This is a genomic window from Kushneria marisflavi (genome assembly GCF_002157205.1).
GTDB classification, from domain to species: domain Bacteria; phylum Pseudomonadota; class Gammaproteobacteria; order Pseudomonadales; family Halomonadaceae; genus Kushneria; species Kushneria marisflavi.
Genome location: NZ_CP021358.1, coordinates 1,549,188 through 1,575,108 on the forward strand (window position 1 = coordinate 1,549,188; position 25,921 = coordinate 1,575,108).

Annotated in this window: 21 protein-coding genes; 9 read left to right on the plus strand and 12 right to left on the minus strand. The window is 61.2% G+C overall.

The annotated features are described in order from the left end of the window. The first annotated feature begins 14 nt into the window (after window positions 1-14). Complete coding sequence (locus B9H00_RS07130) at window positions 15-1,097, plus strand: zinc-binding dehydrogenase (RefSeq protein ID WP_086621563.1); 1,083 nt, start codon at window positions 15-17, stop codon at window positions 1,095-1,097. A 20-nt stretch (window positions 1,098-1,117) separates the two neighbouring features. Continuing rightward, window positions 1,118-1,870, plus strand: a complete 753-nt coding sequence (locus B9H00_RS07135; protein WP_086900069.1) for an SDR family oxidoreductase — start codon at window positions 1,118-1,120, stop codon at window positions 1,868-1,870. Between the two features lie 327 nt (window positions 1,871-2,197). On the opposite strand, the gene B9H00_RS07140 is transcribed toward B9H00_RS07135, so the two are convergent. The 4 genes from B9H00_RS07140 to B9H00_RS17200 all read right to left on the minus strand — a co-directional run bounded on the left by B9H00_RS07140 (window position 2,198) and on the right by B9H00_RS17200 (window position 4,788). Then, entirely contained in the window at window positions 2,198-2,788 is a 591-nt protein-coding gene (locus B9H00_RS07140) for a hypothetical protein (RefSeq protein ID WP_086900070.1), read from the minus strand. Window positions 2,789-2,848: 60 nt separating this feature from the next. Then, window positions 2,849-3,544 carry a DUF4145 domain-containing protein gene (locus B9H00_RS07145; protein WP_086900071.1) on the minus strand — a complete coding sequence of 232 codons (696 nt, stop codon included), beginning with the start codon at window positions 3,542-3,544 and terminating at the stop codon, window positions 2,849-2,851. Between the two features lie 110 nt (window positions 3,545-3,654). Then, window positions 3,655-3,879 carry a hypothetical protein gene (locus B9H00_RS16775; RefSeq protein WP_147376567.1) on the minus strand — a complete coding sequence of 75 codons (225 nt, stop codon included), beginning with the start codon at window positions 3,877-3,879 and terminating at the stop codon, window positions 3,655-3,657. A gap of 402 nt (window positions 3,880-4,281) precedes the next feature. Continuing rightward, window positions 4,282-4,788 (minus strand): hypothetical protein, encoded by a 507-nt coding sequence (locus B9H00_RS17200; RefSeq protein ID WP_169713430.1) that lies wholly within the window; start codon window positions 4,786-4,788, stop codon window positions 4,282-4,284. On the opposite strand from B9H00_RS17200, the gene B9H00_RS07155 reads away from it, so the two are divergent. Then, entirely contained in the window at window positions 4,672-5,913 is a 1,242-nt protein-coding gene (locus B9H00_RS07155) for a nitrate regulatory protein (protein ID WP_211329603.1), read from the plus strand. The two genes, B9H00_RS17200 and B9H00_RS07155, sit on opposite strands and share 117 nt — an antisense overlap. A 377-nt stretch (window positions 5,914-6,290) precedes the next feature. Further along, a complete protein-coding gene (locus B9H00_RS07160; RefSeq protein ID WP_086900074.1) occupies window positions 6,291-7,652 on the plus strand; it encodes a NarK family nitrate/nitrite MFS transporter in 1,362 nt (453 codons plus the stop codon). Between the two features lie 111 nt (window positions 7,653-7,763). On the opposite strand, the gene cobA is transcribed toward B9H00_RS07160, so the two are convergent. Together cobA and B9H00_RS07170 are read right to left on the minus strand one after the other, a co-directional pair. After that, on the minus strand, window positions 7,764-8,672 hold the full coding sequence (gene cobA, locus B9H00_RS07165; RefSeq protein WP_407656572.1) for a uroporphyrinogen-III C-methyltransferase: 909 nt from the start codon (window positions 8,670-8,672) through the stop codon (window positions 7,764-7,766). After that, window positions 8,659-11,469 (minus strand): nitrate reductase, encoded by a 2,811-nt coding sequence (locus tag B9H00_RS07170; RefSeq protein ID WP_086900075.1) that lies wholly within the window; start codon window positions 11,467-11,469, stop codon window positions 8,659-8,661. The genes cobA and B9H00_RS07170 overlap by 14 nt, the downstream gene beginning before the upstream one ends. Window positions 11,470-12,123: 654 nt before the next feature. On the opposite strand from B9H00_RS07170, the gene B9H00_RS07175 reads away from it, so the two are divergent. Genes B9H00_RS07175 through nirD form a run of 3 tightly spaced genes read left to right on the plus strand, consistent with a single transcriptional unit; the run spans window position 12,124 to window position 16,324 of the window. Next, window positions 12,124-13,356 (plus strand): NAD(P)/FAD-dependent oxidoreductase, encoded by a 1,233-nt coding sequence (locus B9H00_RS07175; protein ID WP_086900076.1) that lies wholly within the window; start codon window positions 12,124-12,126, stop codon window positions 13,354-13,356. Further along, window positions 13,353-15,962 carry a nitrite reductase large subunit NirB gene (nirB, locus tag B9H00_RS07180; RefSeq protein ID WP_086900077.1) on the plus strand — a complete coding sequence of 870 codons (2,610 nt, stop codon included), beginning with the start codon at window positions 13,353-13,355 and terminating at the stop codon, window positions 15,960-15,962. Before B9H00_RS07175 ends, nirB begins: the two co-directional genes overlap by 4 nt. Beyond that, a complete protein-coding gene (gene nirD, locus B9H00_RS07185) occupies window positions 15,959-16,324 on the plus strand; it encodes a nitrite reductase small subunit NirD (protein WP_086900078.1) in 366 nt (121 codons plus the stop codon). The genes nirB and nirD overlap by 4 nt, the downstream gene beginning before the upstream one ends. Window positions 16,325-16,376: 52 nt before the next feature. Here the strand turns inward: nirD and B9H00_RS07190 are convergent, their stop codons facing one another. The 4 genes from B9H00_RS07190 to hemB form a co-directional block, all read right to left on the minus strand. Then, window positions 16,377-17,954 carry an alkaline phosphatase D family protein gene (locus tag B9H00_RS07190; RefSeq protein WP_086900079.1) on the minus strand — a complete coding sequence of 526 codons (1,578 nt, stop codon included), beginning with the start codon at window positions 17,952-17,954 and terminating at the stop codon, window positions 16,377-16,379. Window positions 17,955-18,118: 164 nt separating this feature from the next. Continuing rightward, complete coding sequence (locus B9H00_RS07195; RefSeq protein WP_086900080.1) at window positions 18,119-20,323, minus strand: OsmC domain/YcaO domain-containing protein; 2,205 nt, start codon at window positions 20,321-20,323, stop codon at window positions 18,119-18,121. A gap of 102 nt (window positions 20,324-20,425) precedes the next feature. Further along, window positions 20,426-21,082 (minus strand): DsbA family oxidoreductase, encoded by a 657-nt coding sequence (locus B9H00_RS07200; protein WP_086901754.1) that lies wholly within the window; start codon window positions 21,080-21,082, stop codon window positions 20,426-20,428. A gap of 112 nt (window positions 21,083-21,194) precedes the next feature. Then, complete coding sequence (gene hemB, locus B9H00_RS07205; protein WP_086900081.1) at window positions 21,195-22,169, minus strand: porphobilinogen synthase; 975 nt, start codon at window positions 22,167-22,169, stop codon at window positions 21,195-21,197. Window positions 22,170-22,330: 161 nt separating this feature from the next. Between hemB and B9H00_RS07210 the strand changes: the two genes are divergently transcribed. Next, the gene (locus tag B9H00_RS07210; protein ID WP_086900082.1) at window positions 22,331-23,641 is read left to right on the plus strand and encodes a hypothetical protein; all 1,311 of its coding nucleotides are present in this window, start codon (window positions 22,331-22,333) and stop codon (window positions 23,639-23,641) included. A gap of 57 nt (window positions 23,642-23,698) precedes the next feature. Here the strand turns inward: B9H00_RS07210 and B9H00_RS07215 are convergent, their stop codons facing one another. Further along, on the minus strand, window positions 23,699-24,721 hold the full coding sequence (locus B9H00_RS07215) for a LacI family DNA-binding transcriptional regulator (RefSeq protein ID WP_086900083.1): 1,023 nt from the start codon (window positions 24,719-24,721) through the stop codon (window positions 23,699-23,701). A gap of 162 nt (window positions 24,722-24,883) precedes the next feature. Between B9H00_RS07215 and B9H00_RS07220 the strand changes: the two genes are divergently transcribed. Beyond that, window positions 24,884-25,633 (plus strand): alpha/beta hydrolase, encoded by a 750-nt coding sequence (locus B9H00_RS07220; RefSeq protein ID WP_086900084.1) that lies wholly within the window; start codon window positions 24,884-24,886, stop codon window positions 25,631-25,633. Between the two features lie 81 nt (window positions 25,634-25,714). Here B9H00_RS07220 and B9H00_RS16780 read toward each other — a convergent pair whose 3' ends face one another. Beyond that, on the minus strand, window positions 25,715-25,870 hold the full coding sequence (locus B9H00_RS16780) for a hypothetical protein (protein ID WP_157663196.1): 156 nt from the start codon (window positions 25,868-25,870) through the stop codon (window positions 25,715-25,717). Window positions 25,871-25,921: the final 51 nt, after the last annotated feature.

The window sequence follows — 25,921 nt, forward strand, 5'->3', positions numbered from 1 at the left end:
ACAGGAGTTTGAACATGACCGATGCAACCGCCACCATGCAGGCCGTGGTCTGCCACGCCCCCAACGACTACCGACTGGAATCGGTGGCCCGCCCCACCGCCGGACCCGGTGAAGTGATTCTGAAAATCGGCGCCTGCGGCATCTGCGCCAGCGACGTGAAATGCCGCGGCGGCGCCGAGATGTTCTGGGGCGGCAACGGCCAGCCCGCCTGGGTGAAGGCCCCGGTCGTCGCCGGTCACGAGTTCTTTGGTGAAGTCATCGAGATGGGCCCGGGCGCGGAAGAGCACTTCGATGTGCGCGTGGGCGATCAGGCAATCGCCGAGCAGATCGTGCCGTGCGGCAAGTGCCGCTACTGCGACAGCGGCCACTACTGGATGTGCGAGGTCCACAACATTCTGGGCTTTCAGCACGAGGTCGCCGAGGGCGGCATGGCCGAGTACATGCGCATTCCGGCGAAGGCGCGCCTGCATCGCATCCCCGAGAGCCTGAGCCTGGCCCAGTCCGCGTTCATCGAACCGCTGGCCTGCGGCATTCACGCCGTCAACCGCGGCGACATTCAGCTTGATGACACCGTGGTGGTCGCCGGTGCCGGGCCGATCGGCCTTGCCATGGTGCAGGTGGCGCACCTCAAGACGCCGAAGCAGCTGATCGTCATCGACATGATCGACGAGCGTCTGGAACTGGCCAAACGGTTTGGCGCCGATGTGGTGCTCAACCCCGCGCGCGATGACGTCAACGCCCGCGTGAAGGAGCTGACCGGCGGCTATGGCTGCGATGTCTATATCGAGGCGACCGGCTCGCCGACCGGCGTGCGTCAGGGCCTTGAGATCATCCGCAAGCTGGGGCGCTTTGTGGAGTTCAGCGTGTTTGGCAAGGAGACCACGGTGGACTGGTCGATCATCGGCGATCGCAAGGAGCTCGATGTGCGCGGCGCCCACCTCTCCCCGCACACCTTCCCGGTCGCGATCGACCTGATGGCACGCGGGCTAGTGACCACCGATGGCATCGTCACCCACGAGCTGCCGCTGGCCGAGTTCGAGGAGGGCTTTCGCATGGCGACCGCCGCTGAATCCATCAAGGTACTGCTGGTGCCCTGAGCGCTGCACGCGAGGACGAGATGAGCAACACACAAGCAATCACCCACTACGCCGGCCTTCAGGGCCGGCGCTATCTGGTCACCGGCGCGACCAGCGGCATTGGCCAGGCCGTCGCACTGGCCTTGCGCGAGCAGCACGCTGAGGTCGTCGCACTCGGGCGTAACCCCGAGGCACTGGCCGCACTCGAGGCCGCCGGCTGCATCACCTGTACGCTGGAGCTGACCGATACCGAGGCGCTTGAACAGGCCATTGTCGAGCACGGCCCGTTTGATGGGCTGGTCAACAGCGCCGGCATCACCCATGTGGAACCCGCACTGACCCTGCCGGCAGACGCGATCGATAAGGTGTTTCACACCAACGCCCGCGCCGCCGCCATCGCCGCGCGCTGCGTAGCCCGCGGCATGATCGAGGCCAACAAGGGTGGCAGCATCGTCAACGTCTCGAGTCAGGCATCATTAGTGGGGCTGGATGACCATCTCGCCTACAGCGCTTCCAAGGCGGCGATGGACGCCATCACCCGTTCACTGTGTCTGGAATGGGGCACCAATGAGATTCGGGTCAACAGCGTCAACCCGACCGTCACGCTCACGCCCATGGCGCAGAAGGTGTGGTCGGCACCTGAAAAGCGCGACCCGATGCTCGCCGCCATCCCGCTGCACCGCTTTGCCGAGCTTGCCGATGTGGTCGAACCGATTCTCTTTCTGCTCAGCGATGGCGCGGGCATGATCAGTGGAGTGTGTCTGCCGATCGATGGGGGGTATACGGCGAGGTAGGGGTAGGCTCCCGTCGTAGCAAAAAGGTTTTTAGGCGGCAGAATTTCAAGGTGAAACTCATGATGTCATGAGGCGCTCGACTTACACCAACCTAACATTGATCTTTTTTGCGATTAGTTAATCAAATCGCTCGAAAAGCGAGGATGGCGCTAGCTGTGGAGTAAGTATGCCATTAAAGTTAAAAAGACCCAACTCGACAGCAAGGTTCAGGCCTTTGGTTTTTATAGCTATAAATTTTTTTAGCAGCCTTTAATATCTAATGTCCAAGAAAAGTAGAGCGTAGAGAAAACCTTCTGACAGTAGCAGCCTTGACAAGCCGCCGTGCTATTACATACCCATGGAAGGACCGCTATACTCATTTTCAACAACCCTTTTCATTTCAGGACTAGGCTCTAAATTCAGACCATGATCCAAGCCAAATTCATATAAGTTCATACATCTTGTAATTTTATTTTCATTGCTAACAGCAGCAACAAAAGAATAACTCCCTATAGATCCTCCACTTGACTCCTCAACTTTTGACTTATGCTTTACAAGCCTTTCAAGGTAGAATATAAATGATTCCTTTCCTTTACCCGCATAGAGTATCTCCCCGACATCAGACACATTTTTATTGGAAAAATATGTCTTCCCTACAAGACTAAAATTTCCATCATCGACTTGGCCGTAAATGAGGAAATGGTGATCATCGCTAGAAGACAGCTCTTTCTTCGCCTCACTATAATTCTTATATTTCCTCCTTTCAGAAGCTAAAGAATTAGAGTCTTTTTTGAATTCTATGACAATCCATTTTTCATGGTTAGAGAGCAAAGCATCACCAGCTCTTTCATGCTCTCCGTCTAAAGGAGACAAAATCATCTCATCTGAAATAAACTTCCTAATAAAATAATACTCAACAGTCTTTTCCCACCAATCCATAAAAACTCCTTATAAAAAACCTCAAAAAAATAAAATAAAATTTTGCAAACAACATGATGATTATTTTTCAATCTTTCGACGATCAGCTCGCCTTAAAGCTGCCAACTCTAGTCGTTTGGGTTCAGTATAAAGACGCTCTAAAAGGATAAAAGTAAAATCTAGAATATCCGCAGCATCTTCTTGTAAAAGAATGCCTTCGTGCGCACCATCGTTACCATTGTCTTTAATACAAGTTGATAGGTCTCGAAGCGCTTCTGGAAGTATTCCATTATCAATCAACCAAGGAAGTCTTAAACCTAGATTTCTTTTTATCCTATTATTGAGCCCTTCACCTAACTCTGGAACAAGGGTTTTTGTAGCTAAATCCAAGCATAGACGAAACATCGTTGCTGCAGCGTTATAGCATCCAATGGCCATACAAGCAGCACCTTCTTGGAAGATATTATCAATATTTTCGGGCAAATATTCAGGTGGCACCTCGGCATTATTATCTTGAATGCCGACAAACCGCTCCACTTTAACGATTTCATTAACAGCAAAACCTGCATCTTGAAGGCCATTATTAATAAAATCGCTGCCATCATGATTTTTTTGCGAAACGAGAAAAATTGTTGGCTTGGCACAAGCACGACATACACAGAAAACCTCAAGGCATATCTGCCAATCAAATCTCTTGGAAACCTGAACTTGGTTCTCAAGATCAAAGGTAATTTCTTTAGCCCCACACCTAGGGCAATCAGCTACTAGTAGTGACAAATCTGCATACTCACTTTAAAAGTTGAAACATATAACACCAATAACATGTGCGCAAAAAACAACGACGATGTCATCACTGTAACTTGACCTGCAAAAACACAAATTTGGCATCATAATTTTTCTTCACCTACGTATGGAACAACTCCCCACTTATCATCTTTATTTTTACGTGAATAAACCTCTCTCGCAGATCCCTCTATATTAGGAATACTAATGCACTGCTCTGTATCATCGTCACTACATATTATCGGCTGATACCAAGCTGAACTGTTTTCGTATTTACCACCTTTAACATCACTCCAAATTTTATTTATTTCTTCTTGAGAATGTTTCATTTTTTAACCCCTTGAACTCTAAAAACATTAAATAATATAATCAACTCTTTACCCAAAACATCAGACCTATCCATTAACGCTATTTGGCGCGCCCTTCAATTAATCATTAATCACAAGGTGTAAGCTAGCAACCTGCTTGAAATTAATGTGCTTGCGCACACCACAAATGAAATATTAACAAAAATTTATATAAAATGGTATTCACCTACTCAAAAACCATTACCAAAACTGATGAGCCGCATAAAATCTTTCATGCTAATGAAGCGCTAAAGCCTGCGAACCAAGAATCCTCATCAAAGCTATCCTAGATGGCTTATTATTGGTTCTTGTCTATATCTTTCTGCCGAAATCAGTCGGGCCAGATAAGACTTGCTCCAATTAAGACAGCCAAAATAACAGCGTCTATTCAGTGGGGAGCGTTTTGCATAACAGAATGACGCAATCAGCGAGCGGAATTAGCCGCCCACCCTCCATGCAGCTTCTAATCAGCCGCTGGTGCCGGTCGATGCCTTCCAAGTTCATGCCGGTTTCGATGTAGCCGTAAAAGCGCACGTCGCCGTTGACCGAGCTCACCTCGGTAAGCATCTTCTCCTCACCGAACATGCGCGAGAGGCTTTGTCGTCCCCCTCGAACGCACACCGGCGGCTCCCTGATAAAACAGGCCGCATTGACAGAGCCAGCCCACATTAAAATACGGTTTTGATGACGACGCGAGTCGTGCTGGTACACTCGAACAACACCAACAACAAGACCGTCTCGACCTGATCCAGGTCGAGGCCCGAGGACATGACCGTGACCAGCTCGACCCTTGAGCGGCTGCTGGCGGCCGCCAACGCCTCCGATATCGACCGACTTCATCAACTGATTGCCCTTTGCGCGCTGGTGGGGCCGCTGAGCCAGCTGGTGCATGCCCTGCAGCGCGAGCGTGGGGCGGCAAGCATCGTGCTGGGCTCGCGCGGTCAGCGCTTTATCGACCGCTACCAGGCGCACGCCGATCACAGCCGTCAGGCCGATACCCAGCTGCATGCGGCGCTGACCCACTGGATGAGCGCTCGCGATGAAACATCGCATGAGGCCCGTGCCTATTCTCCCCGTCTGCTCCGGCGTCTGGCTGGGGCGGTGACGGCACTGGATGCGCTTGCGGAGCTGCGCACCCGGGTGGCGGCCCAGCAGGTGAGCGCCGATGAGGCCACCCGCCTGTACAACCGGGCCATCGGCACGCTGCTTTCGGTGGTGTTCGAGGTGGCCGATACCGCCAGCGACGCCGACATCACCCGCGCGCTGGTCAGCCTCTTTCACTTCATCCAGGGCAAGGAGCTGGCCGGGCAGGAGCGCGCCTGCGGGGCGCTGGGCTTCACTCTCGGGCACTTTGATGATACGCACCGCCACACCCTTCAATCGCTGATCGATGCCCAGCAGGACTGCTTCGACACGTTCACCGAGTTCGCCGACGAGACGGCCCGAAACCGGTGGGCCGCGCTCGCCGACCACCCCACCCTGACCACGCTCGGCCATCTCCGCGCGCTGGCGCTCGCGGATACGGATCTGCCGAGCGATCTCGAGGCGCCCGGTGAGCAGTGGTATGCGCTGGCGACCCAGCGCATCGATGCCCTGAAGGCCATCGAGGATCAGCTCGTCGAGGCGCTGCACCAGAGCTGTTGCCGGGCGCTCGAGCAGGCCAGCAGCCGTGACCGCACTGATGACGTGACGGCCTTCATCGAACCGGTCTCGCGGTCGAGCCCCCCGGAGATTGACGCCCCGACGGCACCGGTCACGGCGCGATACTTCGACCGCTCGCTGCTGGAACTGGTCCAGACCCAGAATCAGCGGCTGCAGCAGCTAAGCGATGAGCTGGCCCATACCCGCAAAACCCTGCGCGAGCGCAAGCTGATCGAGCGCGCCAAGGGCCTGCTCATGGCGCAGCAGCACATCGATGAAGACAGCGCCTACCGCCTGATGCGCAGGACCGCGATGGATCAGAGCCAGCCGCTGGTCACGATTGCCCGCGCCATGATCGACCGCGCCGAGCGCTAGCCCAACGCCCACTCGGGCGCCGCTTCGGTGCATCACGCCACGTATGTGCACCGCAAACGCCGCTTTCGGCCCACTGCCCGCCGCCCAGAAAGGGACATATACGACCTTTTTTGCGGTAGTGCCCTGAAATATCGCCACTCTTTCGATTCTGGCCCCGGTTCTGCTTTAGGTGACATGCCCCGAGCCAAAGGCGGCTTTCGCGGGCAATGCCACTGCCTGGCCCTGTTTCTGACAAGACATGACACGTCGCGCCCCCGGCCTGCGTGTATCGGACAACGGCGTCCACCAACCTTCCTGCACCACGGGAAGGCGGGTGGGCGCCGTTGCCGTTGGTGAGGCCATGTCCCTTGAGTGTCGACAACCCCGGAGAACAAGCGATGGACATCCGTAATAAAGCCAACAGGATACGGCTACTGAGCTTTTCGACCCCACAGATGCGCGCCTTCCACCTATCGTGGTTTGCCTTCCACGTGTGCTTTTTCGGCTGGTTTGGCATCGCCCCGCTGATGGCTGTGGTGCGTGATGACCTGGGCCTGACCAAGACCCAGATCGGCAACACCATCATCGCCTCGGTCGCCATCACCATTGTGGTGCGACTGGCCATCGGCCTGCTGTGCGACCGGATCGGGCCGCGCCGCGCCTACACCTGGCTTTTGTGCCTAGGGTCACTGCCGGTCATGATGATCGGCTTCGCCGACAGCTTTGAAACCTTTTTGATGGCGCGTCTGGCCATCGGCGCCATCGGGGCGTCGTTTGTGATTACCCAGTACCACTCCTCGATCATGTTCGCGCCCAACGTGGTCGGCACCGCCAACGCCACCACAGCCGGCTGGGGCAATCTGGGCGGCGGTACCACCCAGATTCTGATGCCGCTGATCTTCTCGGGCGTGTTGATGCTCGGCGTCAGCGAAACGCTGGGCTGGCGACTGGCCATGGTGGTGCCCGGCATCGTGCTGTTTGTGACCGGCATCGCATATTACCGCCTGACCCAGGATGCCCCGAACGGCAACTTCGATGAGCTGCGCGCCCGGGGCGAGCTGCCCGAAGCGACCCGCGAGCACGGCGCGGTTCAAAGCTTTGCCGCCGCAGCGAAGGACATTCGCGTGTGGGCGCTGTTTCTGGTCTACGCCGCCTGCTTCGGGGTCGAGCTGACCATCAACAACATCGCCGCCATCTACTTTTTCGACACCTTCTCGCTGAATCTGGCCACCGCCGGTCTGATTGCGGGGCTGTTCGGACTGATGAACCTGTTCGCCCGAACGCTCGGCGGGGTCTTTTCGGATCTGTTCGCCCGCAAGAACGGCCTCAAGGGCCGGGTACGCTGGCTGTTTCTGGCCATGCTGTGTGAAGGCATCGCCCTGATCGGCTTTGCCCACATGGAGGTGCTGGCGCTGGCCATCGGCATCATGCTGGTGTTCAGCCTGTTCGTGCAGATGGCCGAAGGCGCTACCTTTGGCGTGGTGCCGTTTATCAATAAAAAGGCGCTGGGCGCCGTGGCCGGCATCGTGGGGGCCGGGGGCAACGCTGGCGCTGTCGCCGCAGGCTTTCTGTTTCGAAGCGAGTCGCTGACCTATCAGGAAGGGCTGTTCTATCTCGGCGTGGCGGTGGTGGTGATCTCACTGGCCGCACTGGCCGTGCGCTTCACTCCCGAGGTAGAAGCCGAAGAGGAAGCCGCCTACCGCGAGGCCGCCGGCGCAGAGGACACTGCCAACACGGCAACCCCGATCGGTGCACGCTAGCCTCCGATGGCCCGAGCGATGGCTCGGGCCGTACATGCCACCACAGCTCACAACGCCCAACCCAAAACGCCGTCACATGAGTGACGGCGTTTTGTCATCCAGCGGAGGGGGTCAGAACGCTGGCGCCTCATCGGCCAGCGCGTGGCGAGTGGTCTCCTGCGCGTCGCGATACAGCGTGACCACACTGCCCACCACGATCAGACAGGGCGACGGCATCGGCGCGGCCTCAAGCAGTGCCGGCAGGGTGGCCAGCGTCCCGACGCGGGTCTGCTGCGTGGGCAGCGTGGCGTGTGCGATCAGCATCACCGGCCAGTCGGCTGGCAGACCGGCGCCTGTCAGCCCCTCACAGATGGTCGCCACCCGGTTGAGCCCCATGTAGAACACCAGCGTTTCATCGCGCCGGGCCAGCGCCGACCAGTCCGGCAGACGGTCCTCCTGCGCCTGATGGGCGGTCACAAACCGCAGCGTCTGGGCATGGGCGCGGTCGGTCAGCGGCAGGCCGAGCGCGGCGGCAGCACCGGAGGCGGCGGTAATGCCCGGAACAATTTCAACCTCGATGCCGGCCTCCCCCAGGGCGGCCAGCTCCTCGCCCATGCGCCCGAACACGCCGGGGTCACCGCCCTTGAGCCGGACCACCCGCTTGCCCGCGCGCGCCAGTGCCACCAGCCGCTCGCCGATCTCGGCCTGAGGCACACTGTGCTCGCCGCAGGCCTTGCCGACATAGTAGCGCTCACACCCGGCCGGCAGCCGCGCCAGAATCTCCGGCCCGACCAGCCGGTCGTAGACCACGGCGTCCGCCGCCTGCAGGCGATCAAGCGCGCGAAGCGTCAGAAGATCCGCCGCGCCGGGGCCGGCGCCGACCAGGGCCACCTGTCCCATGGACGCCTTTTGCACGGGCGTATCGACATCGCAGTGCCGGCCACGCGCCGTGGACAGCGCCCGGGTCGCGACATGACCGAGCCGCATCATCCAGCGGGACACGCCAAAGCGCAGGGGATGAGAGGGGTTACAGCTCGACATGGGCAGATTCCTCTTCCAGTAATGCCTTGAGTTCGGGTTGGCAGGAGCCGCACTGAGTGCCACAGGCGAGTTCGGCACCGAGCGCCTCAACGCTTCGGTGGCCCTGGCGAATCGCCGCGGCAATGGCGTACTGACCTACCTGATGACAGCTACAGACGATGGGGCCGACATCCGCGGCCCCGCTGGCGGCACCGGCCAGAACGCGCCGCCGTGTGTTCGCCTCAAGCGGCGTCTCTCTTGCGGGGTCAAGGCAGGCATCCAGCCAGGTCAGTGACGGCAGCTCCGACGGCGGGCCGATCATCAGCCACCAGGCTACCCGATTCCCGGCAAGCCCGCTTGCTCGCAGGCGCCCTCTGGCCTCATCGGTGCTCCACTGGGACACCGGCCCCGGCAGCACCCGGGCAATCCAGTCCAGCCAGTCCCGCTCGCCCGCCTCGGGCGTGCCGGCCAGCTGCCAGCGCAGGGCGTGGCGCATCGGAATGCGCGTCCAGTAGGCGCAGCCCTCGGTTGGCGTCACCGTCTCCGACAGGTCACCGGCGACCAGCAGTGTGGCCTCCCAGCTGTGCGCCAGCGGCTGCATGCCCACCGCGCCGTGTTTCGATTCCGGCTGACCGGATATTGGATCGACCCGCGGGGTGATCAGCGCATTGGCCTTGGCCCGAGCGCTGAACGCGCCGTTCCAGTGCATCGGCACAAAGACCTCGCCCCGGCGCTGGCCGCGCTTGAGGCGCGCACGCCCTCGATAGTGACCAGCGTCGCCGGCAAGCTCGATCAGACGACCTTCCTCGATGCCGGCCGCGCGGGCGTCAACGGGGTTCAGTTCAATGAAGGGCTCATCGCGATGGTTCATCAGACGCGCTGCCCGGGCCGTGCGGGTCATGGTGTGCCATTGATCGCGCACGCGGCCGGTGTTGAGCCGCAGCGGATGGGCCTCGCTCAGCGTTTGGGCCGGCAGACGCGGACGCACCGGCAAAAGCCGCGCACGACCGGAGGCGGTCGGAAAGCGGCCATCCTCGAACAGTCGGGCCGCGCCGTGAGGGTGTTCTACGCTGACCGGCCACTGAATCGGCGCCAGCGCGTCGTAGGCCGCGCGATCAAGCCCGGCAAGTCCTGAAATATCGAACACACGCCAGCCCGGGCGGGCCGGATCGTTATCGAGCCCCGAGAGTCTGGCGTGCTCATCAAAGATCTCGGCCGGGTGGGTGTAGGAAAAGGCCTCTCCGAAGCCGAGCCGGTCGGCAAGTTCGGTCATGATCTGCCAGTCGTGTCGCGCCTGGCCCGGGGGCGGCAGCAGGCCACGCTGGCGCGAAATGCACCGCTCGGAGTTGGTGACGGTGCCGTCCTTTTCCGACCAGCCCGTCGCCGGCAGCACGATGTCGGCCACCTCGAGCAGCTCGGCGTTTTCCATGCATTCGGATACGATGACCAGCGGACAGTCGGCCAGAATGCGCTTGATGCGATCGGCATCCGGCAGGCTGACCACCGGGTTGGTCGCCATGATCCACACCGCCCGGATCTCGCCGCGCTCGATGGCTTCGAACAGCTCGACGGCCTTGTGGCCGGGCTCGGTGGGCAGCGACGGCGCGCCCCAGAACGTCGACACCCGCTCGAGAGCCCCGGGCGTGTGGTAATCCATGTGGGCGGCCAGCTGATTGGCCAGCCCACCGACCTCGCGCCCGCCCATGGCGTTGGGCTGACCGGTGATCGAAAACGGCCCGGCCCCGGGCAGACCGAGTTTGCCGCCGGCCAGATGACAGTTGATGATCGCCTGGCACTTGTCGGTGCCGCTGCTCGACTGATTGATGCCCTGTGAATAGAGCGTAACCACGTGCAGCTGGGTGGCGAACCAGTAATAAAACGTCTCGAGGCGCTCGGTATCGATGTCGCAGTCCGCCGCGATGGCCTCAAGGGTCGTGTCGTCCTCGAGGACTGCGGCCAGCGTCTCCTCAAACCCCTCGGTGTGACGCTCAAGGTAGAGACGATCCAGCCGCTTCGTGCGCGCCATGAACGCCAGCAGCCCATTGAACAGCCGCGCATCGCTGCCCGGCGCGATCCCCAGATAGAGATCGGCGATATCACAGCTGTCGGTCACGCGAGGGTCGATCACCACCACGCGCATCAGCGGATTGCGCGTTTTCGCCGCCTTGAGGCGCTGATACAGCACCGGATGATTCCAGGCCAGATTGGACCCCACCAGTACCACCAGCTCGGCGCGCTCCAGATCCTCATAGCAGCAGGGTACGGCGTCGGCGCCGAAGGCCCGCTTGTAGGCCGCCACCGCTGACGCCATGCAGAGCCGGGAGTTGGTATCCACATGGGGCGTGCCGAGAAAACCCTTGAAGAGCTTGTTGGCGATGTAATAGTCCTCGGTCAGAAGCTGGCCCGAGAGATACGCTGCCACCGACCCAGGGCCGTGGGCCGCCTGCGTGGCGTTAAGACGACGGGCAAGCACATCGAGCGCCGTGTCCCAGTCGACCGTTTGACCATCGACGCGTGGCGCCAGCACTCGCCCGGCATGGCCGAGCGTTTCATGCAGGGCGCTGCCCTTGACGCACAGCCGACCCTGATTGGCCGGGTGCGCCGGGTCCCCCTCAACCGCGCTGATCGACTCGCCGCTCACGGTGGCGCGTACGCCGCACCCGACGCCGCAATAGGGGCAGGTCGTTTGAGCATGACACGCGCCCCTGTCCGTTTGACCGGATAACTCACCCGTGTGATCGGCGGAAGAAACGCCGGAGCGGGTAACGGATGAGGGGGTGACGGATAAGCGGGTTCCGGATGGTTGGGTCGCGGACATGAGGCCTCCTTGAATGCAAAAGGGCCTGACATCACGCGAGCGTGAGGTCAGGCCCCTGTGCCTGTCTTCAAATCGTTCGATGGCGCCTGAACGGCGCACCGTTGCGGCAGGAAAGCGTGTCGATCCGATTCGGGACGCCATTGCCCCGCTCGAATCGCGACCACGGCCGCGGTGTCATGATGATCTGCACCTTCCACGCCACTGCCGGTTTTTCCCTTTCATAACAGAAGGCTGAATGGAAGCGCTCGAGATTCCAGAGCCCGTTCGCCCCCAACACGTCCAGCCATGGTGCACGTTTGACGCAAAACGCACCGCCTTTGGGCAGGACCCTTCGCCCGGGGGCCTGACAGCGTCACGACAAAACGCCCAGACGACTGAATCAAAAGCGTAATTTTTCATGTGGCACGCCATTGGCTGTGTTGTAAAAAGCGGCCACCGAAGGCCGCACGCATCGCCCCTGCCCCCCCTGGCTTCGTGCGCCAGGGAGGACGACGCCACAGACATCACGTTCACGTCAGGCAACGGCGCCTGATGCCCTGAAGCTTTTTGGCTTCACGGCATCAGGCGCTTTTTTTATGGCCCGACCAGCGCGGTGACAGAACCAGAGCCCGACCGCCGTTTTTCCATTACGGCAGATCGACACGGGAGATCGACATGACACGCGACACCGACACGCACCTCGTCGTCATCGGCAATGGCATGGCCGGCCATCGGCTGGTCACCACGCTGCTGGCCCGAAAGGATCGCCCGGCCCGCATCACGGTACTCGGCGAGGAAGCCTCACACGCCTATAACCGCATCCTGCTCTCCCCCTGGCTGGCCGGTGAGCTGGGTCGCGATGAGCTCGCCCTGCCCGCCATGGTCGCCGAGGGCGTCGAATGTCGACCGGGGGCACGGGTGATCAATATCGACCGTTCAAGCCACACCCTCACGCTCGAGTCCGGCGAGCGCCTGCACTACGACCGGCTGGTCATCGCCACCGGCGCCCGGCCGACGCTGCCCGAGGTGGCGGGCATCCAGCTTGGCAACGTCGGTGCGTTTCGAACGATGGAGGACGGTGAGTGGCTGAGACAGCAGGCCCCCGGATCCAACGCGGTCGTGATCGGCGGCGGCCTGCTGGGGCTTGAAGCCGCGGAAGGGCTTCGAAAGCTCGGCATGCACGTCACCGTGCTGCAGCGAAGCGACCGATTGATGAACCGCCAGCTCGACGCCGTGGCTGCCGGCTGGCTTAAGCAGACCCTGACCCGGCGCGGCATCACGATCGACACCGGCGCCGAGCTTGCCCGGCTTGATGGCGACTCAAACGGCAACGTGCGCTCGCTGACCCTGCGCGATGGCCGCACCCTCGCAGCCGACTGCGTGGTGGTGGCCGCCGGCATCACGCCGAACGCGACACTTGGCCAACTCGCCGGTCTCGAAGTGGGTCGCGGCATCTGCGTCGATGAGCACCTGGCCACCCGGGACCCGGCCATTTTTGCCCTAGGCGAATGCGCCGAGGTAGATGGGGCCACCATCGGTCTGGTCGAGCCGATCTGGCAGCAGGTCGAGACGCTGGCGGACGTGCTGTGCCACCGGACGCCCGTGCCCTACCAGGCGCTTCCCTCCCCGACCCGGCTCAAGGTCGCCGGCATCGACCTCTACGCCTTCGGCCCGGTCGAGCCGAGCGAGGGCATGGAGACGCTGACCTATGCCGACCCTGAACACGGTGATTACCGCCGTCTACTGATCGACAACGATCGCATCAAGGGGGCCGTGCTCTACGGCGACACCCGCGACGGCCCGGACCTCTTTCGTCTCGCCACCAACGGTACGGCGCTGGGCGAGGCCCGTTCCCTGCTGATTTTCGGCGCCCATGACGCCATTCAACAGCTCGAGGAGGCTGCATGAACGCACAACACCCGATACCCGACGATCTGACCCTCGATTCCCTGGCCCTCGATTCGAACAAGAAACAGTTGATCGTCATCGGCAACGGCATGGTAGGGCATCACTGCATCGAGCAGTTGATCGAGCGTGGCGCCACCCGCGACTGGCAGATCCATGTCTTTGGCGACGAACGCCATCGCGCCTACGACCGGGTGCATCTGTCGGAGTACTTCTCCGGCAAGGACGCCGATGCCCTCGCCCTTGGCGAGCCCGATCTGCACGCCACGAACGGCGTCTCGCTGCATCTGGGTGTGCGCGTCGAGGCGATTGACCGGGACAACCACGAGGTCGTCACCGCCCGGGGCCGCCTGCCCTATGACAACCTGGTGATTGCCACCGGCTCCTGGCCCTTCGTACCGCCGATTCCCGGGCCGGACGTCAGCGAGCACCCTCAGGCGCGGCTGGTCTATCGCACGCTGGATGATCTGGATGCCATTCGCCACCACGCCGCCGGTGCCCGACGCGGCGTGGTGGTGGGCGGCGGCCTGCTGGGACTTGAAGCGGCCAACGCCCTCAAGTCGCTGGGGCTTGAGGCGCACGTGGTGGAGTTCGCCCCCCGCCTGATGCCGGTGCAGCTCGATGATCAGGGCGGCGCGGCACTACGTCAGCGCATCGAGGCACTGGGCGTGGGCGTCCACACCGGACGGGCCACCGAGGCGATTGTCCCGCTCGACGAGGGAGAATACGCCTACCGCATGCATTTCAGGGACGGCGAGCATCTGGACACCGATCTGGTGCTTTTTTCGGCCGGCATCCGTCCGCAGGATCAGCTCGGTCGCGACTGCGGGCTCGATATCGGCGAGCGGGGTGGCATCGTCATCGATGACACCTGCTGCACCTCTGACCCCGCCATCTTTGCCATTGGCGAGTGCGCCCTCTGGCAGGGACAGATATTCGGCCTGGTGGCCCCCGGTTACACCATGGCGCGCACCGTCGCGGGCTGTTTGAACGATATCTGTGAACCCTTCAGCGGTGCGGACATGTCCACCAAACTCAAGTTGCTCGGCGTCGATGTCGGCTCAATCGGTGATGCCTTTGGCACCACGGAAGGCGCTAAAAGCTATCGCTATATCGATGAAGCCGGCAATGGCTATCGCCGTCTGGTGGTCTCGGGGGACGGCAAAAAGGTGCTCGGTGCGGTGCTGGTCGGCGACAACAGCTACTACGACACCCTGCTGCAGTACGCCCAGAACGGCATCGACCTGCCCGACGATCCGGCCGCGCTGATCCTGCCACAAGGTGAAGGCGGCGCACCGACACTGGGTGCCGATGCCCTGCCCGACACCGCCATGATCTGCTCGTGCCACAACGTCACCAGGGGAGCAGTGTGCCAGGCCGTTGATGAAGGCTGCGCCGATATCGCCGCGCTCAAGATCGAGACGAAGGCCAGCACCGGCTGCGGCGGCTGCACGGCGCTGTTGAAACAGGTCTTCGAGCATGAGCTGGAAAGTCGCGGCATCGACGTCGATAAAAGCCTGTGCGAGCACTTCGCCTTCACCCGTCAGGAGCTTTACGCCCTGGTGCGCGTCGAGGGCATCCAGTCCTTTGACGAACTGCTGGAAAAGCACGGTCATGGGCTGGGGTGTGATATCTGCAAGCCCACCATCGGCTCGATTCTCGCCACCTGCTGGAATCAGCCGATCATGGACCCGCAGAACGTGGCGCTGCAGGACACCAACGACACCTTCATGGCCAACATGCAGAAAAACGGCACCTATTCGGTGATGCCGCGAATCGCCGGCGGCGAGATCACGCCCGACAAGTTGGTCGTGCTGGGGGAAGTAGCGAAAAAATATGATCTTTACACCAAGATCACCGGGGGCCAGCGCATCGATTTGTTTGGCGCCGAGCTGCACCAGCTGCCGGATATCTGGCAGGAACTGATCACGGCAGGCTTCGAGACCGGCCACGCCTATGGCAAGTCGCTGCGCACGGTCAAATCCTGCGTGGGCAATACCTGGTGTCGCTACGGGGTGCAGGACAGCGTTGCCATGGCGCTGGAACTCGAGCATCGCTACAAGGGGCTGCGCACACCGCACAAGGTCAAGATGGGCGTCTCGGGCTGCACCCGCGAGTGCGCCGAGGCCCAGGGCAAGGACATCGGCGTGATCGCCACCGACGCCGGCTGGAACCTCTATGTGTGCGGCAACGGCGGCATGCGCCCGCGCCACGCCGAGTTGTTTGCCACCGACATCGACAGCGCCACCCTGATTCGCTACATCGACCGCTTTTTGATGTTCTACGTGCGTACCGCCGACAAGCTCCAGCGCACTTCGGTGTGGCGGGAAAGCCTGGAGGGCGGTCTCGACTTCCTCAAGGCGGTCATCATCGATGACCATTTGGGGCTCAACGATGAACTCGAGCGCCAGATGCAGCACGTGGTCGACACCTACGAATGCGAATGGGCCAACGCCCTGGGCGACCCTGAAAAGCTCAAGCGCTTTCGCACGTTTGTTAACGACCAATGCGGCGATCCGGACATCATCAATGTCACCGAGCGCGGTCAGCCGCGGCCCGCCCGCCCCCATGAACGCCCCGAATCCCTGGCCGTGGAGATTTCGTCATGACAGTCGCTAATGCCCGTCACACCGACACCCATGAACTCTGCCGCATCGACGATCTGGTGGCCTGGTCCGGCGTGGTGGCGCTGCACCAGGGGCATCAGCTCGCCCTGTTCTATCTGCCCCGGGGATGTGACCGCCAGAGCGGGGCCGAAATTTTCGCGCTGGACAACCACGACCCCTTTTCCGGCGCCAACGTGATCGGCCGCGGCATTATCGGTGACAAGGACGGTGAGCCGGTCGTGGCCTCACCGATCTACAAGCAGCACTTCCGGCTGCGCGACGGGGTATGTCTCGAAGACCCCGAGCAGCGCCTCACCGTCTGGCCGGTGCGCCTCAAAGGTGATCTCGTGGTACTCGAGCCATAGCCCTGCGCCGGGCGTGACGAGACCAACCGCCGATCCGGCCGTACGGTCTGGCTCAGGCGGTGCGGGCCTCGGGCATCAGCACCTGCGTGTGCAGGGTGGCGCCGTCGCTGTCCTTGAGCGTCACCGTCAGCGCCTCGCTTTCGCCGTCAAGATCCGCCTGCCCGAAGAACTGATAGCCTGCCGAGGGTGGCAGGTTCTTCTGGCCTTCGGGCGGCGCTTTGTAGAAGACGACGTCAGGGCCGAAGGTGGCATCCATCTCGCTGGGGCCAAAGGTGCCGGCGTGAAGCGGGCCACTGACGAACTCCCAGAACGGCTTGAACTGCTTGAAGGCCGCGCGCTCCGGGGCGTAGTGGTGGGCCGCGGTGTAGTGCACATCGGCGGTGAACCACACCACGTTCTGGATATCGTCGTCGCGAATCGCCTGCAGCAGCCGGGCAAGCTCCAGCTCGCGACCCAGCGGCTGACCGGGATCATTGTTGGCGATCGCCTCGAAGTGATCACCATCCGGCACCACCATGCCGATGGGCATGTCGGCCGCGATAATCTTCCAGGTGGCGGTGGAGTCATTGAGCGCCTGACGCAGCCAGCGAAACTGGTTTTCGCCCAGAAACGCTGTCGCGCTTGATGCGGTTGATTGCAGATTGGGACTGTTGGGGCCGCGGTAGCTGCGCATGTCGAGCATGAAGACCTCCATGCCCGGGCCGTAGGAGAAGCGCCGGTAAATGCGCTGCGGGGCCTCGGGGGTCATGCGAATCGGCATGTACTCGATAAAGGCCTGGCGGGCGCGGGCCGATAGCAGCGCGACGTTTTTCTCGCTGTAGCGCTCATCATCAAGGATTTCCTGCGGATACCAGTTGTTGACCGTTTCGTGGTCATCCCACTGCGCCAGCATCGGCACCTCGGCGGCGAAGCGGCGGAAGTTGGCATCAAGGTGGTTGTAGGCGTGCTGGCCCCGGTATTCCGCCAGCGTTTCGGCCACCTTCTGCTTGGCCGGCGTCACCAGATTGCGCCAGGTGCTGCCATCGGGCAGCGCGATTTCTGATTCGAGCGGGCCGTCGGCATAGACGCTGTCGCCGGAGTGGATGAAAAAGTCCGGCTGGACCCGTCGCATCGCCTCCCAGGTCCTCATGCCACCGCGCGATTCATCAATGCCCCAGCCCTGCCCCACCACATCACCGGACCACACAAAGCGCAGGTCACGCGGCGTGCTCGGCGGCAGACGCAAACGCCCGACGACCGGCTCGCTCAGCGCCCGCTCATCTCCCAGCGCGGCAAAACGTACCCGATAATGAACGTCCTGCATGCCGCGCAGTCCGGTGGCGTCGAGCTTGCCGATCAGATCACTGCCGGGCAGGACATCGACCGGCGCGAGCTGGCGGGCGCCGCGAAACTCGGGATTGTCGGCGATATCGACCAGCATGCGCGATGGCTTGCTTGCCTGCCCCCACAGCATGGCGCGATCAGAAAGCACGTCACCGCTCATCACGCCGCCCTGAAGCGTCGGGCGACGACCTTCGGCCAGCACGATCGCCGGCGCACCGAGCAGGCTCAGCCCGGCAAGGGCGGCGCCCACTCGGACACTGGTGGCCAGGAAATCTCGACGGGTCAGTGAATTATTCGGCGGTGCCATGATGGGTTCCTCTCGTACGGATCGGTGGATCTCGGGGAAGAACAGGCTAGAGACATTAAATGACAGCCCAATGAAGGCTCATAGAGACACAGACATTAAGTGCGGGCAGACAAAACAACAGCGCCCACTCGAAAGTGGGCGCTGTACGCAACATGATGACGCGGTCATCCGTTTTTGGCATTCGCCGCGCGCCAGGCGTGGAGCTTTTTATAGCTGGTGACCAGGCGCTGGTGCCGGTCGATGCCTTCAAGATGCATATTGGTTTCGGTGAGACCATAAAAGCGCACGTCGCCGTTGACCGAGCCGACCGCGGCGAGAATCTTCTCTTCACCGAACATGCGCGAGAGGTTCTTGTAGTAGTCCTCGAACTCGAGCTCGTCATCAAGGGCAATTTCGAGCACCGCGGCGAGCGCCTGATAAAAGAGGCCACGGTCGCGGGTGTTGTCGTTGAACTGCAAAAACATCTGTGTGCGATCCAGGGCGTCCTCGTACTGCCCGAGTGCCAGACTGATCAGCAGCTTCAGCTCGGCAATCGTCAGCTCGGACCAGACGGTGTTGTCGTCGAACTCGACACCGATCAGCGTGACGATCTTCATCTGCTCGTCGAGCTCGCTCTCCTCCAGCCGCTCGAGCAGGTCGCTAAGCTGTTCATCTTCCAGCGCATGCAGGTTCAGGATGTCTTCGCGGTAGTTCAGCGCCATGTTGGTGTTGTCCCACACCAGATCATCCACCGGATACACCTCGGAATAGCCCGGCACCAGAATGCGGCACACCGGCGCGCCCAAGTCCTCATGGTGGGTGACATACGCCTCATGGCCGTCTTCGGTGAGAATCGCGAACAGCCGCTCGGCTTCCTCGCTGGTGTCACCGGAGAAGTCCCAGTCGCAGAACTCGACATCCGCGCGGGCGCTGAAAAAGCGCCAGGAGACCACGCCGGAGGAGTCGATGAAGTGCTCAACGAAGTTGTTCGGTTCCGCCACCGCCTGCGAGTTAAAGGTCGGCTGGGGCAGATCATCCATGCCCTCGAAGCTGCGGCCCTGCAGGAGTTCGGTCAGACTGCGCTCGATCGCCACCGAAAGGCTCGGATGCGCGCCGAAGGAGGCAAACACACCGCCGGTACGCGGGTTCATCAGGGTCACGCACGCCACCGGATAGCGCCCGCCAAGGGAGGCATCCTTCACCAGCACCGGAAAGCCCTGGGCTTCGAGTGCGTCGATGCCGGCCTTGATGCCGGGATAGCGCGCAATCACGTCCTCCGGAACGTCCGGCAGGGCGATCTCCTGCTCGATGATCTGGCGCTTTACCGCCCGCTCAAAGATTTCCGACAGGCACTGCACCTGCGCTTCCGCCAGCGTATTGCCCGCACTCATGCCGTTGCTGAGAAAGAGGTTCTCGATCAGGTTCGAGGGGAACCAGACTGTCTCGCCGTCCGAGTGACGCGTGAACGGCAGCGCGACAATACCGCGATCCGCCCGGCCGGAGTTGGTGTCGATCAGGTGCGAAGCACGCAGCTCATCATCCGGGTTGAAGATTTCGAGGCAGTGATCATCCAGCAGCCCTTCCGGCAGGGCATCGCCCGGGCCCGGCTGGAACCAGCGCTCGCTGGGGTAATGCACGAAATCACTATTGGCGATCTCGGGACCGAAGAACTGATCGTTATAGAAGAAGTTGCACGACAGCCGCTCGATGAACTCGCCCAGCGCCGAGCACAGCGCGGCTTCCTTGGTCGAGCCCTTGCCGTTGGTGAAGCACATGGGCGATGCCGCATCGCGGATGTGCAGCGACCAGACGTTGGGCACGATGTTGCGCCAGGAGGCGATCTCGATCTTCATGCCGAGGCGCTCGAGAATGCCGGTCATGTTGGCAATGGTCTGCTCCAGCGGCAGATCCTTGCCCTCAATCCAGGTGCTCTGCCCTTCGGCGCCGTCCTTTCCGGCTGTGCCGCCGATCAACAGCGCCTGGGCATCCTCGTCGATGTTATCGACCACCTCGATCTGGAACTCGGGGTTGTTCTGGATCACCCGCTTGACCGAGCAGCGCTCGATGGAGCGCAGAATGCCGGTGCGGTCCTTGTCGGAGATGTCGTCCGGCAGCTCGACCTGGATGCGGAAAATCTGGTTGTAGCGGTTGTCGGGGTGGACGATGTTGTTCTGCGAGAGCCGAATATTCTCGGTCGGGATCTCGCGAGCGTTGCAGTACACGCGCACGAAATAGGCCGCGCACAGCACGGTCGAGGCCAGAAAGTAGTCAAACGGACCGGGCGCGGAGCCATCGCCCTTGTAGCGAATCGGCTGGTCGGTGATGACGGTGAAGTCGTCGAACTTCGCCTCCTGACGGAGGTTGTCGAGATAGTTGACCTTGATTTCCATGAGGCAGAACCGGATTGGTGGCGGGTGTCGCGAGAAGCGAATTACTCGCCATTATCCGGATTTGGGGAGGGTGTGTCTTGGGAGAGGGTCAGTGCTTCTGGATCATTGGCGATTAGCGTTTTCTTCCGCCACCTGACGAAGCGCATCGACCAGCACATCAGCGGGCTGGGCGCCGGAAATCAGGTAGCGGCCATCGAGGATAAAGCCCGGTACGGCGCTCACGCCTGCATCCATGAATTGCTGCTGCGCTGCTCGAACCTCGTCCGCGTACTGATCAGAGCATGCGATAGCCTCAGCGGTGTCACCGTCAAGCCCAACTGAAATCGCCTTTTCGCGCAGCACTTCCGGGTCTGAAGGGTTTTTCGCTTCACCAAAGTAGGCCTCAAACAGTGCCAACTGCAGGGGTGTCTCCCGGTTTTGGGTTGCGGCCCAGGCAAGCACGCGATGGGCATCGAACGTATTGTTCGCTCGACGTTCAACAGCGCCACGGAAATTCAATCCAAGTTCTTCAGCCACCGCCATGATCTCACGCTGGGACTGCTCCATGGTGGCCGCATCCTTGCCGTATTTGCGGCACAGGTGTTCCAGAATCGGCTCGCCCTCGGGCGGCATATCCCGGTTGAGCTCAAAGGGCTGCCAGACGAGCTCAACGTCGATCTCGCCCTCAAGCGTTTCCAGTGCCTGTGCCAGGCGGCGATAGCCGATCGCGCACCACGGGCAGGCGACATCGGATACCAGGTCAACTCTCAACTTTTCCATCATGGATCTCTTCGTCAGTGTCCGGGAAATGCTCGGCGCTACCAGAAACAAACGCCACCAAAAACCGCGCCGAAGCGCGGTTGTCATTTCAAACTCTGGCAGCGGGCAGCGCTTATAGCCCCTCTTCCAGCAGCTGCGGGGCGAAGTAGGTCATGATCAGATCGGCGCCGGCGCGGCGCATGGAACCGAGCGTTTCGCGCACCACGGCGGATTCGTCAATCACGCCCTGGGCGGCGGCGAACTTGATCATCGCGTACTCGCCGCTGACCTGGTAGGCCGCCAGTGGCAGCAGGCTGTTGCGGCGGATGTCGGCCATGATGTCGAGATAGGCCAGCGCCGGTTTGACCATCAAAAAATCCGCGCCTTCGGCCTCATCAGCGAGTGATTCCCTGAGCGCTTCTCGGCGGTTCATCGGGTCCATCTGGTAGGTCTTGCGATCGCCCTTGAGCTCGGTGCCGGCCGCTTCTCGGAACGGGCCGTAGAGCGCGGAGGCAAGCTTGGTGGAATACGCCATGATGGGAATGTCTTCAAAACCTGCCTCATCGAGCGCTTCGCGAATCGCGGCGACCTGGCCATCCTGGGCCGATGACGGCGCGATGATGTCGGCACCGGCCTTCGCGGCCTGCACGGCCTGAGTGCCAAGATTCTTGATGGTGAGGTCGTTGTCGACGGTATTGCCCTTCAAAATGCCGCAGTGACCGTGACTGGTGTACTCGCAAAAGCAGATGTCCGGGATGACCACCAGCTCCGGGGCGGCTTCCTTGATGATACGCACCATGCGCGCCACCATGCCGTCTTCCTTCAAAGCGTCGCTGCCGGTCTCGTCCTTGTGATGGGAAATGCCGAACGGCATGATGCTTCTCAGCCCCAGCGCGCTCAGGCGTCTGGCTTCCTCCCCCAGCCTGCTTTCCGGGATACGCGACTGCCCGGGCATGCCTTCAATGGGTGTGTACTCGTCGGTACCTTCCTCGACAAAGATCGGATAGACCAGATGTTCTGCCTTGAGCGAGGTCTCGCGCACGATATCGCGAAGGGCGCTGCTCGAGCGCAGGCGACGAAGACGGGCCTGCGGAAACTGGGCCGGCATGAGCACTCCTTGAGATGGATGTCTGATCGCTGGAGTATAGCGCTGCCACCGGAAACGGTCAGGGCATGAGGACGATACGTCACATGAGTTTCCCGCCCTGCCGGCCAGGAGGCTATGCTCATGGGCATATCATGATGCCTGACAGGGAACCGTACATTTCAATGAGCACCAGGCAACACGACAACGATCAACATGATCGCCAGGATGGCCCAATCGATCAGGAGCGCTGTCGCAGTCATACCCATGACCCCAGCGACGCCCAGGACAGTCGGCCGATCTGGACACTCGGCCTCTTGCCGGCCCCGGAACTGCCCGAGCGCATCATCGAGAAGATCGAGGCGTCGCTGATCGAGCGGCTGGAGAACCAGATTTCCAATGAGGTGCAGTGGCGCATTGAGGTTCGGGTGGACCCGCTGGTCGGCGCCGACGACAAGGGTGAGGATATTCTCGATCAGGCCGAGTCGCTGAAGTCTTCCTGCCACTGGCGCTATGCGGTCTGTATTACCGACCTGCCCCTGTTTCGAGGCAAGCAGCTGGTGGTGGCCGAGGCCAGCCAGACGCGTGGCGTGGCGCTGCTATCGCAGCCGGCGCTGGGCGCCTCGCCAATGACCCAGCGGGTCGAGGAAGCGCTGGTGCAGCTGGTCAGCGAGCTGCACTTTGGCAGCTCGGAAGAAGGCCGTGAAAACGCCCAGCAGTGCCATCACCGGGACAGCACCCACCGACGCCGCAATGCACGGGAGCTGGTGGGTAGGCGGCTCTCGGAGTGGATTGCCCCCATTGCGCGCCTCAATGTCGACGATGACGAGCATCGGATCGATGTTCGTTTTATCTCGAAGCTCAGGATCACCGGTCACATCAAGCTGCTGGGCGGCATGGTGCGCGCCAATCGCCCCTGGACCATCTTCCCGGCCTTTCGTCGTATCGGCGCGGCGGCCTTTGCCACTGGCGCCTACAGCATGATCTTCACTTCCATGTGGCGGCTGGCCGACAGCTATGAACCATGGCGGTTCGTGGCGCTGATGCTGGCCTCGCTGGCCGCCATGACGGGCTGGATCATCGTGGATCACGGCCTTTGGGAGCCTCAGCGTCACAAAAACGCTTTCTCTAATGCCGGGCTCTATAACCTGACCACCGTGGTGACGCTCGGCATTGGCGTTCTGTTTTACTACGTCACGCTCTTCGTACTCTTTTCTGCCAGTGCGTGGCTCTTTGTGCCTGCCGAGGTCATGAGCCAGTCGCTGCAGCATGACGTCAGCTGGATACATTTCCTGGCCCTGGCATGGCTGGCCGCCTCGATGGGCACCATCGGCGGCGCACTCGGTTCGGGGCTCGAAAGCGATGCCACCGTGCGCGGCGCAACCTATGGCTATCGCCAGCAGACGCGCAAGCGGAGTGTCGAGGCATGGACAGAAGAAAGCGATGACAATCAGGACTCAGGGGATCGCAAGAAGACTCGTGCGGAGGATCGGTAAGGAGCCGACATGCCAATATCCCGGGCGGCACCGGGCGGTTTCACATATCGGCAACGATCACGTCACCAGCTCGCCCCGCACGGTGAGCGTATTGGGTTCGGCCTGCGGATCACGCATCTGGATCAGCAGCTGTTCGAGCGCCTGGGCGCCGGCGCGATAGCCATCATGCACCACGCACGGCACGGTGATGTCGAAGATATCGAGATAGGGCAGTCGGTCGATGCCGATCACGCGGGTCTGCTCACGAGCAATTCCGGCTTCCTGCAGCGCCTTGAGCGAGCCCAGGGTAATGAGCTGATTGAGTCCGAAGATGGCTCGCGGGACACCGTGCCTTTTCAGATAGTCACGCACCTGCGTTACGGCCGGTGCCAGGGTGTAGTCTCCCCACAGCACATCGATGGTCAGGTGGTCGGCCTGGGCGCTCAGCACGTCGCGCACGCCCTGCAGGCGCTCCTGCGAGATGCGGGAGTGCTCGGGGCCGGCCACCACCAGCAGGCGGTCATCACCGGTGTGCCGCTCAGGCGTAAAGGCATGGGTCAGCAGATAGCGTGCCACGCGCTCGCCGGCCCAAAGGTTGTCCAGCACCACTGCACTGAAGCCGCTGTCGTACAGCGTACGATCCAGCTGCACCACAGCGATGTCACTGGCCCGCAGGCGGGTCAGATAGTCGGGTCGATAGTCGGGCTCATCAGACACCGGGGAGAGGATGATTCCGGCGGCCTGGTAGCTCAGAAGCGAGTCGATGGCCATCGACTCGAGATGGGCATCGCCATCAGTATCAAAGAGCATGATGGCGTAATCGTGCTGCTTGGCGTGGCGCGAGATGGCCTTGATCATCTCGGCGTAAAACGGGTTATCCAGACTGGCCGTCACCACACCGATCAGGCGGCTGTCGCTGCGCTTGAGGCCGCGGGCAAAGGCGTTGGGCACATAGCCCAGTGCCAGCGCGGCCTGTTCGATACGCTCACGCGTGGCCGGTCTGACCATCTCGGGTTTATTGAGGGCACGTGAGACCGTGATGTTGGTCATGCCAACATGGCGGGCAATATCGGCAATGGTGACTTTCCTGCTGACGGACATGAGGCTCGTTATCTCACTGAAGGCATTTCACCGGGAAGCCGTATCCCTATTTCAGGACATGCCCGGGCGTGACAGTGCGGGGCGAATATCGCACGCTGATGCCCCTGTAGCGTCGCGGCACCGTGCGCTACCTGCCCTTTCACCCGACTGTCGGAGTCCATCATGGCACAGCTGACCTGCCGCTTTGCCTCGCAGATCCTCGAGGTGACCCTGTCGCTTAGCGCGATCATCCCCGAACACGCCACTGCGCCATCGCCGGTACTTTATCTGCTGCATGGACTGTCCGACGATGATAGCGCCTGGCAGCGCTTTAGTGCCATCGAGCGCTATGCGGAGAATTACGGCATTGCCGTGATCATGCCCCAGGTAGGCCGAAGCTATTACACCGACATGGCGTATGGGCCTGACTGGTACCGGTTTTTGAGCGAGGAGCTGCCGGTCATCAGCGCGCGGCTGTTTCCCATCTCGACACGGCGAGAGGAGACGTTCGTGGCAGGGCTTTCCATGGGGGGGTATGGGGCCTTCAAATGGGCGCTTCGCGATCCCGAACGCTTTGCAGCGGCGGCCAGCCTGTCGGGGTCGCTGGATATTGTTGCGGTGGGTCAGCGCGAAACGCCGCCGCCGGAATATCCGCTGATCTTCGATCAGACGCCTGCCGGCACCGAGGATGATCTTTTTGCGCTGTTAAAACGCTATCGTCATCCTCAGCCCTGTCAGCCGGCACTGTTTCAATGGTGTGGTAGGGAGGATGCGCTTTATCCGGCCAATCTGCGCTTCAGAGAGGCGGCGCAAGAGACCGCACTTGAACTTGAATGGCATGAAGGACCGGGCGACCACCAGTGGCGCTATTGGGATCGTCAGATTCAGAGGGTTCTCAAATGGCTGCCGCTTGACTCGTCATCCCGCCACTAGCACCCTCAAGACGCCTTTTCAAAAACACGACACCCGGCGCATGGCCGGGTGTCGTCTACAGGGCAGCAGGCATATCAACGTTTACTGATATCCATGATAGGGCGTATCCCCCGTGCCTGGGTGAGCTTCTTCCACGGTTTCCATGAAGTGACCACTGTTTGCCGAAACACCCATGGCGGCGAAAACAGCCAGAACAGCCAGTGTGGTCACTGCAAAATAAACAATCAGAATTCCCATAGCATTACTCCCTGGTAGCGATAATTACAATTCCTGTTAATGCCCTGCCCA

Bases quoted from the DNA above. Each gene is read 5' to 3' on its own strand.
- B9H00_RS07130 (WP_086621563.1), top strand. From the start codon at position 15: ATGACCGATGCAACCGCCACCATGCAGGCCGTGGTCTGCCACGCCCCC.
- B9H00_RS07135 (WP_086900069.1), top strand. From the start codon at position 1,118: ATGAGCAACACACAAGCAATCACCCACTACGCCGGCCTTCAGGGCCGG.
- B9H00_RS07140 (WP_086900070.1), bottom strand. From the start codon at position 2,788: ATGGATTGGTGGGAAAAGACTGTTGAGTATTATTTTATTAGGAAGTTT.
- B9H00_RS16775 (WP_147376567.1), bottom strand. From the start codon at position 3,879: ATGAAACATTCTCAAGAAGAAATAAATAAAATTTGGAGTGATGTTAAA.
- B9H00_RS17200 (WP_169713430.1), bottom strand. From the start codon at position 4,788: ATGCACCAGCTGGCTCAGCGGCCCCACCAGCGCGCAAAGGGCAATCAG.
- B9H00_RS07160 (WP_086900074.1), top strand. From the start codon at position 6,291: ATGGACATCCGTAATAAAGCCAACAGGATACGGCTACTGAGCTTTTCG.
- cobA (WP_407656572.1), bottom strand. From the start codon at position 8,672: ATGTCGAGCTGTAACCCCTCTCATCCCCTGCGCTTTGGCGTGTCCCGC.
- B9H00_RS07170 (WP_086900075.1), bottom strand. From the start codon at position 11,469: ATGTCCGCGACCCAACCATCCGGAACCCGCTTATCCGTCACCCCCTCA.
- B9H00_RS07175 (WP_086900076.1), top strand. From the start codon at position 12,124: ATGACACGCGACACCGACACGCACCTCGTCGTCATCGGCAATGGCATG.
- nirB (WP_086900077.1), top strand. From the start codon at position 13,353: ATGAACGCACAACACCCGATACCCGACGATCTGACCCTCGATTCCCTG.
- nirD (WP_086900078.1), top strand. From the start codon at position 15,959: ATGACAGTCGCTAATGCCCGTCACACCGACACCCATGAACTCTGCCGC.
- B9H00_RS07190 (WP_086900079.1), bottom strand. From the start codon at position 17,954: ATGGCACCGCCGAATAATTCACTGACCCGTCGAGATTTCCTGGCCACC.
- B9H00_RS07195 (WP_086900080.1), bottom strand. From the start codon at position 20,323: ATGGAAATCAAGGTCAACTATCTCGACAACCTCCGTCAGGAGGCGAAG.
- B9H00_RS07200 (WP_086901754.1), bottom strand. From the start codon at position 21,082: ATGGAAAAGTTGAGAGTTGACCTGGTATCCGATGTCGCCTGCCCGTGG.
- hemB (WP_086900081.1), bottom strand. From the start codon at position 22,169: ATGCCGGCCCAGTTTCCGCAGGCCCGTCTTCGTCGCCTGCGCTCGAGC.
- B9H00_RS07210 (WP_086900082.1), top strand. From the start codon at position 22,331: ATGAGCACCAGGCAACACGACAACGATCAACATGATCGCCAGGATGGC.
- B9H00_RS07215 (WP_086900083.1), bottom strand. From the start codon at position 24,721: ATGTCCGTCAGCAGGAAAGTCACCATTGCCGATATTGCCCGCCATGTT.
- B9H00_RS07220 (WP_086900084.1), top strand. From the start codon at position 24,884: ATGGCACAGCTGACCTGCCGCTTTGCCTCGCAGATCCTCGAGGTGACC.
- B9H00_RS16780 (WP_157663196.1), bottom strand. From the start codon at position 25,870: ATGGGAATTCTGATTGTTTATTTTGCAGTGACCACACTGGCTGTTCTG.